The organism is Rhizobium leguminosarum (assembly GCF_004123835.1).
Lineage (GTDB): Bacteria > Pseudomonadota > Alphaproteobacteria > Rhizobiales > Rhizobiaceae > Rhizobium > Rhizobium leguminosarum_M.
On sequence record NZ_MZMU01000002.1, the window covers coordinates 51,067 to 65,331 of the forward strand.

Consider the following 14,265-nt stretch of genomic DNA (forward strand, 5'->3'; position numbering starts at 1 on the left):
AACGGGAGCGCTCAGATGGCAGGATCCAGTCAAATCAGCGCGGTTGACGTGCTCATTGTCGGTGGAGGGATTGTGGGCTCGGCCTGTGCCGCTCTGACGTCAAGGGCCGGTGCCAGCGTCACGTTGATCGAGACGAACAGCGAACTCGGGCTTGGCGCGAGCGCGGCCAAGTCTGGCCTCCTGACGACGGCGGCTGATGGCCGATCTGGTTCAGCCTACGCACGCTTTTCGGCGTTGGCCCTCGAGCGCCTTCGCGCGATCATCCCGATCCTCGAGACCGAGACCGGCGCAAGCGCGCAGGTTATTCGCAGTCGGCACCTACGGATTGCCGCCGGTACGGATGAAGAGACCCTGCTTGATAGCTATCTTGGGGCCAGCGACCTTCGCCAACCCGATGAGATGATGGTGGACGGAGAGGCGTTGCGCGCCAACCGACCGTGGCTTTCAAGAAAAGTTACAAGGGGCATTATAGGCGGCCACGCACATCATCTCCAGCCAAGCAGTTTTCTAAAAATCCTTGCTTGCGCCTGCCGACAAGCCGGAGTGACAATTGAAACCGGCGTGAAGGTGGCCTCGCTTAAGCGCCGTAATAGTCGCATCGTCGGCGTTCGGCTTGCGGACGGACGCGTCGTGCGCGCCGGCACGACAGTGCTTGCCGCCGGATTCGAGAGCGCCGCACTTTTAACCTCGATCGGTCAAGCAATACGCCTGCTTCCGGTTCGCGGTCAGATGGCCATCGTCCAAGGCCTGGAGGAAATCGATATTCTCGAAGACGTGATCAGTACCGGCCGCGGCTACATCGTGCCAAAGCCAGGCGGGCTAATCGTGATTGGAGCGACGCACGAGCGCGATAACAATAAGCCGATACTAACGCTTGGCGGCATGGGCACACTCGCTCGCATCGCATCGGTAGTGCCCGCACTGACCCGGCTGCCGATCGTCGGGACGTTCACGGGCATCCGGCCGATGTCTCCGGACGGTTTGCCTCTGATCGGGCCGGTCCCCGATACACAAGGGCTTTTGGTCGCAACGGGGCATGGTAGCCACGGCGTCCTGCTTTCGGTCGCCACGGGCGAAGCGATCCGCGACATGGCGGCCGGGTATTCGGTCACGACCGACCTCGCCACCTTCGACCCGCGGCGCTGGGTAGGACGTGAACACCATGCTGCGATCCAGGTTGAAGGAGCACTTTGATGAAGGCATTGTTCCTCGTTCCTCCTTTGACCGACCCAACCCGGCTGCCTGAGCCGCTCCTGCGGGCCGCCGCAATGGTGCTCGCAACAGGTGGCGATATTTTCGATGCGAACCGCGCCGCCTACAGAACGTTCATAACGAATAATCACCTCATGGCGCGCCAACGCATTCTCAAGTCACGCTTGCCAGGGGACGGTCATGGTTTGATTTCCACCGCAGAGGAATTCTACGACTACTATCGTTTGCTCAAGTCGAGGCTCCACACCGACGATGGCGCGTGGAACGACCCAGATGCCATATTGCAAGATCTTGCCGACCCACGCCTCAATTTCGCAAAGCGCGACGCCTTGCGTCAGGACGTGGAACGCGCGCTTGATGCTGCAATCGCTCCATACCGGGCGAATATTCGGCTCAATGATTTGACGGCTATTCACACGACTGAGTCTAGCGCCGAGTTGGCTGCTGCAGCGCAGCTTGGCGAGGAGAACCCATTCTGCGGATTTTGGAACGCCTGCCTTTCGGACGAACCGCGCATGCGCATGCCGCTATGGTTGGTCTGGCTGGACCGAGATCAGCAACTGATCCCGCTTGCGACGCTTCTCGCAATAGTGGCCGGGCGTTCCGCACCGCAGATTAGACTCGTCGGACCGTTTACCGAAAATCTCTCTCTTTGCGCAACAACGTGGTTGACCGCCTGCGTCGCGGGCGCACACCGTACCATGGATGAGGCGTTCGACGCGGTAGGCATCGACGGTCCTCCCACGGATGCAGGTGCGATCGCTGACGCCCTTCGTATCCTTGCGCCGGGACGCGCCTCAGAGCAAGTGACCTTGGAGCTTGACCCAAATGAGTGCGGTAGGCTCGAAACGCTGACACATGCTTGTTCATCGAGCTTGCGGCTACACGTAGACAAGCCACTATCGATCGAGGCGCTTCAATCGCTTGCGGCACGCATTCCTGTACCCCGAAAATGGTCAGCCTCCTTACGTTTCGGAGAAGTTCCCAACGCCGAAACACTCGTCGCCCTCTCTTCCAGGGGCATGCATTCGTTGCATTTCGAGGTGAAGGGCTTCGCGGGCTATGTCGACGAAGAAGCGGCGCGTGTCGGGATCGAGCGTGCTTTCGCCCACACTCGCGAGGCTGGGATGACTGTCCTTGCCTCGCTTGTCTACGGCTTTCCCCACGACAGTCCAGAAGCTTTTGAGCGCTTCCTGTCGTTCCTCTCAGGTCGTCTTGATGCGGTTGATCGCCTTGTGAGATTCAGACTTTTCCAGGTCCACAGTGGTTCACCGCAGGAACGCCTGCCAGGGGAGCATGGCATCGTTGAAGTTGTCGCACCTGATCCCAACCATGATCTCGCGAGAACGCGCGGTTACATCACTCGGTCCGGATTTGATAGCCGGCTGTTTGGCGCACAGGCCGCGCGAGCAATTGCTGCGCTCGCTGCGCCGAGCCCGCACTTTCCGGCAACGCCTCTGGCTATGGATTCGAGCGATTTCGGGGACGCCGGGCTAGAACACCCTATTCCTTCCCGAACCCGGTCTATGCTTCCTGTACCGGGCCGGGCCGATGTGGTGCGTCTCGATCCGGACGTCGTACTCGTGTCCGCGAATTATGCCTTTCGCGCACTCGACGCCCAGTTCCGTGGCTGGCTTCCCCGTCCTGGACTCCCGCTGCCGCTTCCACTCGCTGAACTGCAGTCTCTGTCTCTCTTGCGCAACCGTCGCACCGGCGCCGTCACCGGCATCGGAGAGAGCGGACGTCGCCTCCTTGAGGCTTTGCGCGAGCAATGCACGGTGGATGAACTTGCGCGCGAAACCGCAACCGATCCAGCTGTTCTATGCGTTGCGCTTGGGCGACTCTTGGCGGCGGATCTTATTCAGACCATGCCCAGTTCGGCTGCCTCTCCGCAGATCGAAGATGCCCCAACGACGAAGGATCTTGCGCAATGAAGAACTACTACTTGCTGCTCGCCAATCGAGACTTCGTTAAGATCTGGATCGCGCAGGTATTCGCAGTCCTCGGCGACGCTTTTTACCGTGTTATGTTTCTTTGGATGGCCTATGAGCTGTCACGCTCGACAGTCATCGCCGGACTGGTGGTCTTTGCCGGCACCATCCCCTACCTTTTTTTTGGATTGCCGGGGGGAGTCTATGCGGACCGATGGGATCGCAAGCGCACGATGATCATCGCCGAGATACTGCGGACCGCCGTCGTGCTGATCATACCTTTGTCTTACGCCTTCGGCGCGTTGCAGATTTGGATCATAGCGGTTGTCGCGTTCGCACTCGCCTCGATCCGCTGCTTCTACCATCCTGCGATGAAGTCGACGGTAACGAGTATCTTGCGCGATGAAGAGCGGTCGGCCGGCGTGTCGTTGATGGAGGCCACAACGCGCTCGATGCAAGTATTCGGCATGGCCGCAGGCGGCTTCCTTATTGCCGCAACCCAAGCGGAGACTGTCACGCTTGTCTCAGCTGCACTATTCCTCGCCTCCATCATTGCCGTCGCACTCTTGGAAGTGCCAGCTCGGCGGCGGCACAGAGCCGAACGAAGCCTGTTCGGCGAGGTCGCCGGCAGTTTCGCCTATCTCGCGAAGCGTCCACAACTCCTGTGGGCAATCATCCTCTTCTGTGCGGGCCTGCTTGTCGTCGTTGGGCTGGAAAAGGTGGCTATGCCCGTGGTCGCCGATCATGTCTGGGGGCGTGGTGCTGACGGCTTCGGCCTGATCCTCGCAGTGTTCAGCCTCGGCAGCATCGCAGGATCGCTCATCCTCGGACGCGGCGAGTTGCGAAGCCTGCCACCGCTGATGGCAGGAGGTTGGGCGCTTTGGGGTGTCGCTTACGCGCTGATGGCCTCGTCCCCCTACCCGCTTGCACTCGTGTTTGCCGCGTTCGCCGGGCTTGCCGATGCAATGGTCACCGTGCCGATGGTGCTGATGATTCAGACGCGGGTCGACGACGAGCACATCGGAAAGATCTTCAGCATCTGGTCGACGGCTTCGTTCATCGGGGAGTCGGGCAGCGCACTCATGGTCGGCTTCCTCGTGCAGTCGCTCGGGGCGGTCCTAGCCTTCCAGATGGGTGGATTCGGCCTGGTGTTGGTGGCGTTGATCGGTTGGTATTACGTGCGGGACCGGGCTGGGTCAGGATCTCAGACCGATCTGCGACCCGACGAGGCGGCCGACCCCGTTCCCGTTCACAACACAGGAGAGATCTGATGGATCAAGATTTTTCAGCTCATATGCGCCGGTTCGCAGATCTGTGTGCTGGCCGTGTCCCCTACCTCCACGTGAGAGGGTTTCTCGATCAAACGGTCGCCAGCAACCTTGCGGATCAGGTTTCCACACAAGAGCCGCTCGCAGAATATCGAACGGTTCCCGGCATGGGTAAGATCGGATTCGCACTCGCAGAGGTAACAGACAAAGAAACGCTCACCGAGTACCTTCGGTGGGGTCAGCGGTTCGACAAGACAATGGACGGCCTGCTTTCGCCCGACCCTTTCCAAAAGATCAACGCGCTGATCGAGCGTTTGTGGCCGGCCGGCCTGACTCGCGCGAGCCTTCGCGGCCATGCTTTTCCTACTGGTATCGCGCGCCGTCACCAAAGCGGTTGGCACGGCGAGAGCGTCCACATTGACTGCCCGCCAGCACTGATCATTGATCAGGCGGGCCAGGCCGACGTGCTGCAGTTGGGAGTTGTATGCTACGCGTCGGCTTGCGAGGTTGGCGGCTCGCTTCACATCTGGAGCGAGCTTGTGCTCGACGAGAACGCCTACCGGACCCGCTGCAATGCAGCAGGGGTCGAACGCCTCGATGCGTACCACCTCGGAGAACCTTCTGTTAGGATCGAGCCGCAGCCCGGTGATTTGGTGATCTTTCGCACAGCCCACCCGCACGCGGTCACCACAATCGAAAAGGGGCGCAGAGTGAGCTTCGGCTTCTTTCTCGGAGCCACAGGGCCCGATCAGCCATTACTTGCCTGGGCATAGGGGGCAGCGTCGTGACCGCAACAGTAATCATCGATCCGGACCTTTCCGATCAAATGCGTGGCGCGCCGCCTGCCTCTCTTACGGGCGAGCGGCACACCACCATCGGACGCTTTGCATGGCGGCTCTTGCCGGACGTACAACTACGCTCGCCTGGATTTCCCATCTGCCTTCTGCCGTCACACGACGACAACGCACTGCAACGTGCCTGGCAGGAAGAGTGCGACACAAGCGATGTTGTTGCCAGCATGCGAGGCGCGATTACCGAGCGCACGAGCCAGTTGGTTACAGCTTTGACGGCATCCGGGCGCACAGTGGAGCGGAACAGGTTAGCGAAGGCGCGAAGGCGCGTTATCGCTGGCCATGCTCTCACGCCGGTCGATGGAGCGGTCCTGCACGCGCTTGGTTTAGATATGGAGGAGGAGGCTTGGAACGACGCGGTCGGTCGAATGCGCTCCGCTCAACATGGGCTCGACCATGCGCTGGAGCTAGCATTCGACGGAGGCATTCGTTCGTTATCGGAAGCTGTCAGGCGTAGCCGGCTCGAAGAGGCTCTGTTTATCTCCAACCCCGCTTTTCACGCGTGTCTTTTTCGTCCCAATGGCCCCCTTTCACGGTTTGGGCGTCGTGATATCCGTGAGCTGTTGACACTCTCGCGCTATCTTCGCCGGTTTTGCACACGAAATGAGACCGTTTCGTTCTTCGGCCCAGTGACAATCGCACGCCTAGATCCTAATGAGCGCCGCGCGCTGTTGGTCGGGGAACCGGCCGATATGCGGACATCGATAGATTGCAGCACTTGGGTGGCGCAGAGCCTCCAAGAGCGCGCACGCCGGCGCCTTCCTCCGCTTGAGCGCAGCGCACGACGCGACCCACTTTGGCGCCGCGATGGCGATATTCTCGTTCGGCAGTTGGACAACAAGCGACTTGCACCGGGGCCCGACGGAATTGCCCTTTGGCAATCGCTGGGCGATCTCCAATGCTTGATGGACTGCGGCGGTGCATTAGGTTTCGGCGAGGCGACGCTTCGCGCCGCGCTTGGGGCAATCGCGCCCGCATTGCGGTGGGGGCCAGAGCTGCCGTCGACCGAATTGTTCGTTCTCCAACGCCTCGCTAAAGAAATTGATGATGAACCTACGCGGACGCTCGCCGCGCTGGGTCGCCGTCTGGAAGTCGAGTCTTGGCCAACCATCGGCCAAACTTACCGGGAAGCCGAGCAGTTGATCGAAGCGCTCGGTATCACCGTCACCCGGCGTGACGGTAGCCATTATGCTGACCGCACATTGTTCAACGCTGAGTGCGCTGGTCCTTATATGAACCGCGTCACAATCGGAGCGGGACCGCTCGCTCGACTACAGGAGGGACTCTCAGGCATCCTGCCTTTGTGCCTACTCGACGGTCTTTTGCGGCGGGCGGACGCTCGCGCTGCGCTGCGCGCACGCCTTGACGGGCGAAGCCGTCCACTCCTGGAGATGCTTGTCGATGACCAGGACAACGTTTCGCCTCGATCCGAAGCATTGTCGAGCGCCATGTCAGATCTCGTTGCCGCAGCGCCATGTGTCAATGGCGTTGTGCGCCTCGATCCGGCTGACTTGCAGCCGATCTTAGCACATTTCCACGCAATGCTCTCTGCCGAGGATGGCTCGCCGGAAATCTGCCTCCCTGGTATAGATGTCCTAGCAGCTGGCACCGACCTTGAGAGCGCGCAGTGGGTACTTGGCGAGATCCATGATGACTCATCTTCAATCTTCGGCGGCTCTCTGACGCGGGTCCTCGATAACCCACAGACGCTTTACGGGACATTTTGCGCCGAGCTTGAGCGCGAATTCGACGTCTCTAATATGGCAACGGTCCTTTCCCGACGGCGTCACAAGGCTGTCACGCCAGAGATGCCAGGGCTGTCGATCGAATTTACCGGACGCTCGGAAAAGCCGTCTGAACTCCGAGCGCCGATTTCCGAAGTGACGATTGACGCTGGGGGCACCGCCCTGACTTACGAAGGGCGCAATTATCATCTTTGGCCAGGCGATCTTTCTGGCGTGGTGCACGTTGCCCTTGCCTTGCCAACCGTTAAGGGCGTCCGTATCGATTTGGGCGACGCAACTCCACGTATTGTCATAGGAGACATGGTCTTCCAGCGCGCAAGGTGGCGGGTAGAGGGCGTAAGCCGCGTTCCGCTAGACCAAGCTTGGCGCTGGGCGCGTAGCCTGCGCGAGGATCGTGGTTTACCGCGCAGGGTGTTCGTCCGTCACCATGCTGAGCCCAAGCCCATCTTTGTCGATCTCGATGACCCCGTACATATCGCCGATCTTACTCGGATCGGACCGGGACTGCTAAGTATAACCGAAGCTTTACCGGATGTTGGTGAGCTCTGGTGGGCACCAAACGAGCAACCTCAATCGAGCGAACTGCGTATTGGCTGTCTGATGTGTTTTTCGACAGAATGACGACTAGCGAATTGGCCAATCATATTGCGGCGATTGATCGATGGTAGTTCCTTCGCCCTACGGTTCGTCCCGTCTGCTATTAAGCGTCGCAGCGAGCCTTTATATACATTAGTTTTTCCCTTATTCATGCCCAAAATATATATGCACCACGCATAGACATCAAGCCATCTTCATGTTTATATGCGTCGCACATACAAATCCTCGTAGGGTTTATCCATGAAAGGATCGTTTCAAATGTCTACCGTTCACACCCCTCCCGCTGCCGCAGCTTATCTGAATGCTCGGCCAGCAGATCGCCTTACACTCACTGCTGGCCGCGTCATTTCCCTAACCGGCGTTGTCTTGCCTCTTCTCCTCATCGGCATTCTGAAGTTTACCCAAGTGGAAATCGACGGGCTCAAGCCACTGATCAACGGCACACCCTGGCTGGCATGGCTTTACTCGGTCTTTGGATTCGCCGGTACCAGCTATCTGCTCGGTGTCGTCGAACTCTTCACAGCAGCTCTGTTCATCACGTCCTTCTGGTCGGTTCGCGCCGGGATTGCTGCCGGGGCCCTCGGGGCGCTGACGTTTGCAACGACTGCTTCGACGTTGTTCGCCTTGCCGATCTGGGAAGCTGCCTCGGGTGGCGCCCCGTACCTTAACTTCGTCGGATCATTCTTGATCAAGGACGTTGCCCTTCTTGGGATCAGTCTTGCTGTGCTGGGCGAAAGCATGATCAAGAACCGCACCGCGATGAGCTTGCATGCGTAAATCGCAAAAGCCGATGCGTGAACCGGATTAGATGTCGCGAACGACGGAGGGCTAAATTCCGCTGTATATTGACAACGAAGAGTGGTGTGTTCTGCTGAAGTCGTGCGTTGCCGATCCTCACCGGCATCGGCCACTTAAACAAAGTCCGAGCACCCTGATTTCGTGTTGCGTACCCAATGGTCGCTGACAGCGGTCGAGGCAAACCCTATCGAGGACGAAGCATGCATTACGCTGAATATAAACACACCGATCCGGCTCTCGTCCATGCTCTGGTGGATACTTTTCCGTTCGCGGCCATTTCGGTCAACGGATCCAAAGGACCGCGCATTGCCCATGCCCCCCTTACTTTTCGAAACGGTAAAACTCCGGTCGGCGCGCTTGAATTTCATCTGGCGAGAGCCAACCCCATCGCTGGCGACATGAACATCGGTGTCCCTGCCACTATTTTGGTCCAAGGTCCTGGTGCCGCGATCTCGCCGAGCTGGTTTACCTCCAGCTTTCCGCAACCTGACTCCGATCGAAGCAGGACCGCACCGACTTACAACTACGTCAGCCTGATCATGAACGGCCGACTGGAGTTTATGGATGACGTAGCGCTGCAGGCGCAAATCAAAGATCTGGTCTTGGCCAGTGAACCAGAAAACGGCTGGCGCACTGAGGAGTTGGCACCCGACCTCTGGCAGGGCTGGCGCAAGCTCATACAGGGGTATCGGCTGGAGATCGAGAGCTTTGATCTCACAGCCAAGCTCAGTCACGGTGACGTACCGGAAGACCGGTCGGGCGTCGTCGCAGGCTTGCTGGAACGCGGTATTCTCGCCGACGTGAGCATGGCGCATCTCGTAGGAGGGTATGACGGCAATTCAGGGCCACTGCCATCCCTTTTCCGGGCGTTGAAACATGGCGTTGGCACTTCGAATTAAAGCGGCTGTTGCAGCTTGAGACCCGACTTGCGTCAAAATCCGACAGCGTGACCGCCAGCTTTCGTCTTGTCGGACGGCCCTGAAACTCTATTCCCGGCCGTCAAGGATCGCGCCGACATTTCGCGCCAGACTGCTTCAGAGCGCTTGGCTAGATCTCTGTTGGCGCGGAAAACCCTAACTTCGAGATTGACGTCCAGGGGCTCCGGTCCAGCCCGGACCAGCTTGCTATTCAGGATGTCGTTATGTGTCATGCTCAAAGGCAGCCATGCCACTCCCATCCCCAGAAGAGTCATCGAGCGCAGACCGTCGGCGTGCGCATTCTCGAAGATCAGGCGTAGTCGGGAGAGGGACCCATCCCGCCCGATGACACCGTCGACGGCCCGGCCTAGAGTGCACACCGTCTCGTACCCTAGATAAGGCACCTCGGTTTCGCTGCCGCTAGTCAGGCGATGGCGTGGCTCGCCTACCCTGTCTGGAACCGATAACGGAACGAGTCTATCTCTCCCCACAAGTATCGAATCGCATCTCGAAAGAGGGAGGGAGTCATCCGTGTTATTCAGATCACTTCGAGCATCGATAAAGCATACGACGAAATCTACGTCGCCGTTTTCAAGGGCGTCGCAACAGAAGCCGAGGCTATCGGATCGAACGTTGAGGGGAAGTGATCCGACCTGACGTTGAATGACAGGTAGCCATTTCGGGAAGAATGTGACTGAAAGGACATGCGGCGCGGCGAACCGTACGGCTGTCAGCCTTTTGTCGGCTTCGTCGCGTATCGCCTTGCGGGTTCCGTTCAACCGCCCAACGACATCGCCTGATATCGCCAGCAGTTCTTCGCCGGCCTTCGTCAGATAGATCGGATTCTTGCTTCTGTCGATGAGCAACGCGCCGGCCCATCGTTCGAGAGATTGTAGCCTGCGGCTTAGCCCAGATTGTGTAACGTTACGTTTTTCCGCTGCCTTGGTGAGATTGCGGTATTCCGCGATTGCCGCTAGGTCTTCTAGCCATCTGATATCGAGCATTTATGCCTCCGTTGGCTTTAGACTACGCGGTGCATACGATTGTTACTCATGCGAATATCGCAGTCTGCGATGCTGCATCCGCATGTTGCGCAACCAGTTCTCGACTTCACAACTGTCACAGGAGCAATTAGTTTATTTTTGGCAATCGCTTAGGCTCAGCGCTCAGGTTACGCTTTATCTTGGAGAGCACATGCTACCGGGCAGTCTGGGCAAGCACTGAGGTCGCACAAGCGACAGACCGAATAAGCATGGTCAAGATCTTCGACGAAATTCGACAGAAGCTTCTCGGTGAGCAGCCGGTACGTCTCTCTTTCAGCGGGATCCAAGCCCTGTAAAGCTTTAGCTATAAGCTCGAAGCGAGAAGACAGGATTGCGTCACATCTTGTGTCACCCGCTTCCGTTAGATGTAGTGCGACAGCTCGCCGATCGGTCGCGCTCGGTCGTCTTACGACCAAGTCATCGGTCACAAGCCGATCAATGAGGCGGACCGTGGCGGAGTGGGAAAGTCCCAAAGCGCGCCGCATCTGCTCGATAGGCATCCCCGGCTCATGCCGTAGAAGAGCGATTGCCGCCGCGGCCTGCCCTTTCTCCGGAGCCTGGTTTTCTGTGTCTCTTAGAACGGCGTCTGCCAGGCCTAGAACCATTGCGCCGATTACGTTCTCTGTCTTTTTCTCATCCATTGCGAAAATATATATGCGCCACGCATAGACATCAAGTGAAAATAATATATGCTCTGTGCATACAAATCGCAAAAAGGAGAAAGAAATGACACAGAACATCACATCCGTCGCCGATCGCGCTATCACAGGCCTGGATCGCATTGCACCCGCCGCCACGATAACGAAGATTGGCCGTGGCGTCGCACTCGCGGGGGTGGTCTTGCCACTTCTGCTGATCGGCCTTCTCAAATTCACCCAGATTGAAGTCGATGCGCTCAAGCCTCTCATCACAAATACCCCATGGCTGTCATGGCTCTATCCCGCCTTCGGAGAAGTCGGCGCTACGGCCCTTCTGGGTACTGCAGAAATCTTCACTGCAATCCTCCTGATCGCATCGCCCTGGTCGGCACGCGCCGGGGTACTCGGTGGTGCGATTGGCTCGCTCACGTTTCTCACCACGGTTTCGGTGATGTTCGCGCTACCGATCTGGTACGCCGAACTTGGCGGCTTCCCCTGGATCAATCCTGTTGGCCAGTTCCTGCTCAAAGACGTGTCGCTTCTTGGCGTAAGCATCGTCATTTTTGGCGAAAGTCTCACACGTGCCAAGGCCCAGATTTCCCACGCCTGATCGATCGCGACTATCAAGCAATGGGTTCGTGACCCACGTCCTGAACCACACAAAGGAACTCTGTCCTTGTTGTAAAGCGGCCAAAGCGCTGCTGCGTCAGAAGGGCGTGAGTTGATCGAGACTTCCAGAAATCAGGTCTTGCGAAAGTAGATGATCGATCGCTCCGAGCGCACAACCGTGCCTCAAACTTCCTCGGCAAAGAACACGTCGGAGGCCATGACGATCACCTCTCCCTGGACAGACGGGGACTGCTGGACGAAACGCTTGGTCTTCTTTCATCGCTCTAGAACGCCTCACGGGGCTGGGTAAATCACATGCCCCGAATAGCCTGATTTATCTAAGGATAACCAGAATGAAAACCGAGAAACTGGAATTCGTTGGGCACGCAGGCGGCGTACTTGCCGCCCGGCTCGACATGCCGGACGGAGACATCCGCGGCTATGCTCTTTTCGCCCACTGCTTCACCTGCTCGAAGGATTTGATGGCTGTACGCCGGATATCCGCCGGCCTTGCACGGCACGGAATCGCTCTCATGCGGTTCGATTTTACAGGTCTTGGGGCCTCGGATGGTGAGTTCGCGTCAACGAACTTCTCATCCAATATCGAGGACCTTAAGCGAGCTGCAGCCCACCTGGCTGAGGTCCGCGAGGCGCCCCGCCTGATCATCGGTCACTCGCTTGGAGGCGCCGCAGTTTTGGCTGCAGCATCCTCTATCCCGAGTATTGAGGCTGTAGTGACCATCGGCGCTCCGGCAGACGTCGCTCACGTGTTGCACAATTTCGGAGCGGACCTGGCGGAGATCGAGGGAAAAGGCGAAGCGACAGTTTCGTTGCATGGACGCGAATTCACGATCGAAAGGCAGTTTATAGAGGATGCCAGGACCGCCAATTTATCCATGCGGATCGCGGCTCTCCGCAAGCCGCTTCTTATCCTGCATGCGCCGCTCGACAACACCGTCGGAATTGAAAACGCCGCGTTGATTTTTGCGGCAGCGAAACACCCCAAAAGCTTCGTCTCCCTCGACGGTGCGGATCATCTTCTGACCCGCGCCCAGGATGCCGAGTATGCCGCCAGCGTGATTGCGGGCTGGTCATCGCGCTACATCGGCAGCGCGGCAAAGGATCCAAGCACGCGTGATTCCGGTCCGATCCTCGTCACCGAAACCGGGCATGGTCGATACCAGCAGAGGGTGGACGCTCATGGGCATCGGCTGATGGCCGACGAACCTAGCGGCGACGGTGGCACGGACACCGGACCCACCCCTTACGATTTTCTCGCCATCGCGCTTGGCGCATGTACTTCGATGACGTTGCGAATGTACGCGGAGAAAAAGGAATTGAAGCTTGATCAGATCTCGGTCGAAGTCGATCACACAAAAGTTCACGCGTCCGACTGCGTAGAATGTATTGAGAAGAACTTGGCCAGACCGAGAATCGATCGTTTTGAGCGTCGCATTCGCATCCGGGGCGGTGTAGACGATGGCATGGCCGCCGATTTACTTCGTATCGCCGACCTCTGTCCGGTTCACAGGACCCTTGAGGCGTCTTCGGTCATCATAACGCAAATTATGGATCCGCGATGAGCCTCCTTGATGGACTTTCCATTCCGGCACTCGCGGCTCTTCTGTTCGTGGCAGCGTTCGCACTGGGCGTTGCAATCCAGCATGGGACCACCTGTGCCGTTCGGGCAATGTCTGAACTGATCCGCGAGCGAAGAGCCGACGGGCTTCTCGGATTTCTCGAGTGCGGTCTTTGGGCGTTGGTGGTCGCGTGGCTACTGACACCGGAGATGGCGGTTCCTCAATGGGAGCCCGTAGGGTGGTTGTGTCTTGGCGCGGCCCTGTTCGGTGCGGGCGCGACGATGAACGGCGGCTGCGCCTTTGGCTCTGTTGCCCGTCTCGGCGAAGGGCGGGCCGAATTTCTGCTGACCGGAGCCGGGGCATACCTCGCGTTCCGTATTCTCGATGCGCTCGGGCAGGGCCGCACTACTTTACCGGAACAGAGTCCTGTTCCGGACAATGCCTTGCTCATTGTCCTCGTCGGCCTGCCGCTGCTCATAGTCGTGCGGTTTCTCTTCTGGCGAAGGCCCATTGGCGCTGTGTTGAAGCTTTCCCTACTGATGGCCATTATTGGGATCATTGGCGCATTCGTTGGAGCCCTGCATCAGCCGTGGCCATGGATGCTGGCATTGAGAATCATCGGGACGTCGGATTGGTTGACCGGGCTGAGTCTGGTGGGCCTTGTTTCTGGCAGCATTGCAAACGGTGTCGTGCGGGGACGGTTCCGGCTGGCATGGCCCAAGCTCGCTGCCGTGCGGGACCGATTCGCGGGTGGGATGTTGATGGGTGGCGGGAGCGCGTTGGTGCCCGGCGGCAACGACAGCCTGATCCTGCAGGGGATTCCTTCCGGCAGCCCATTGGCTTTCCTCGCCTATGGCATTGTGCTCGCCGCGATTGGCGTTCTGCTGCTGACCGTACCGCGCTTCAACCTGCATTGAAGATCGTGAAAAACGGAAACTAAGTTGCTAGTGAGATACGGACGTGGACGGCGAAGCCTTAAGCCCAAACAAAGCATCTAGCCAATGCTTGTAGTCAGCCCCCAAACGCTCTGTCCTGATCGACAGAGCATTTATCAAATTTCCCTCTTGCCGGCCTAT

The 14,265-nt window shown here is 58.5% G+C and carries 12 protein-coding genes; 10 read left to right on the top strand and 2 right to left on the bottom strand.

Annotation, left to right across the window (positions count from 1 at the left end; genetic code table 11):
• Window positions 1-15: 15 nt before the first annotated feature.
• From B5P46_RS01655 to B5P46_RS01685, 7 genes are all read left to right on the top strand, one after another.
• Window positions 16-1,194, top strand: a complete 1,179-nt coding sequence (locus tag B5P46_RS01655; protein WP_129417171.1) for an NAD(P)/FAD-dependent oxidoreductase — start codon at window positions 16-18, stop codon at window positions 1,192-1,194.
• Entirely contained in the window at window positions 1,194-3,146 is a 1,953-nt protein-coding gene (locus B5P46_RS01660) for a hypothetical protein (protein WP_129417172.1), read from the top strand. The genes B5P46_RS01655 and B5P46_RS01660 overlap by 1 nt, the downstream gene beginning before the upstream one ends.
• Window positions 3,143-4,414, top strand: coding sequence for an MFS transporter (locus B5P46_RS01665; RefSeq protein ID WP_164986426.1), 1,272 nt, complete (start codon window positions 3,143-3,145; stop codon window positions 4,412-4,414). The genes B5P46_RS01660 and B5P46_RS01665 overlap by 4 nt, the downstream gene beginning before the upstream one ends.
• Complete coding sequence (locus B5P46_RS01670) at window positions 4,414-5,184, top strand: 2OG-Fe(II) oxygenase (protein ID WP_129417174.1); 771 nt, start codon at window positions 4,414-4,416, stop codon at window positions 5,182-5,184. Before B5P46_RS01665 ends, B5P46_RS01670 begins: the two co-directional genes overlap by 1 nt.
• A gap of 11 nt (window positions 5,185-5,195) precedes the next feature.
• Complete coding sequence (locus tag B5P46_RS01675; RefSeq protein WP_129417175.1) at window positions 5,196-7,628, top strand: lantibiotic dehydratase; 2,433 nt, start codon at window positions 5,196-5,198, stop codon at window positions 7,626-7,628.
• Between the two features lie 234 nt (window positions 7,629-7,862).
• Window positions 7,863-8,381 carry a DUF417 family protein gene (locus tag B5P46_RS01680; protein ID WP_129417176.1) on the top strand — a complete coding sequence of 173 codons (519 nt, stop codon included), beginning with the start codon at window positions 7,863-7,865 and terminating at the stop codon, window positions 8,379-8,381.
• A 221-nt stretch (window positions 8,382-8,602) separates the two neighbouring features.
• Window positions 8,603-9,301 (top strand): FMN-binding negative transcriptional regulator, encoded by a 699-nt coding sequence (locus B5P46_RS01685; RefSeq protein WP_164986427.1) that lies wholly within the window; start codon window positions 8,603-8,605, stop codon window positions 9,299-9,301.
• A gap of 32 nt (window positions 9,302-9,333) precedes the next feature.
• Here the strand turns inward: B5P46_RS01685 and B5P46_RS01690 are convergent, their stop codons facing one another.
• Together B5P46_RS01690 and B5P46_RS35465 are read right to left on the bottom strand one after the other, a co-directional pair.
• Window positions 9,334-10,323, bottom strand: a complete 990-nt coding sequence (locus B5P46_RS01690; RefSeq protein WP_129417178.1) for a LysR family transcriptional regulator — start codon at window positions 10,321-10,323, stop codon at window positions 9,334-9,336.
• A gap of 167 nt (window positions 10,324-10,490) precedes the next feature.
• The gene (locus B5P46_RS35465; RefSeq protein ID WP_129417179.1) at window positions 10,491-11,144 is read right to left on the bottom strand and encodes a MarR family winged helix-turn-helix transcriptional regulator; all 654 of its coding nucleotides are present in this window, start codon (window positions 11,142-11,144) and stop codon (window positions 10,491-10,493) included.
• Here B5P46_RS35465 and B5P46_RS01700 point away from each other — a divergent pair.
• From B5P46_RS01700 to B5P46_RS01710, 3 genes are all read left to right on the top strand, one after another.
• Window positions 11,089-11,610, top strand: a complete 522-nt coding sequence (locus tag B5P46_RS01700; RefSeq protein ID WP_129417180.1) for a DUF417 family protein — start codon at window positions 11,089-11,091, stop codon at window positions 11,608-11,610. The two genes, B5P46_RS35465 and B5P46_RS01700, sit on opposite strands and share 56 nt — an antisense overlap.
• A 352-nt stretch (window positions 11,611-11,962) precedes the next feature.
• Window positions 11,963-13,192 (top strand): bifunctional alpha/beta hydrolase/OsmC family protein, encoded by a 1,230-nt coding sequence (locus B5P46_RS01705; protein ID WP_129417181.1) that lies wholly within the window; start codon window positions 11,963-11,965, stop codon window positions 13,190-13,192.
• On the top strand, window positions 13,189-14,106 hold the full coding sequence (locus tag B5P46_RS01710) for a YeeE/YedE thiosulfate transporter family protein (RefSeq protein WP_129417182.1): 918 nt from the start codon (window positions 13,189-13,191) through the stop codon (window positions 14,104-14,106). The genes B5P46_RS01705 and B5P46_RS01710 overlap by 4 nt, the downstream gene beginning before the upstream one ends.
• Window positions 14,107-14,265 lie beyond the last annotated feature (159 nt).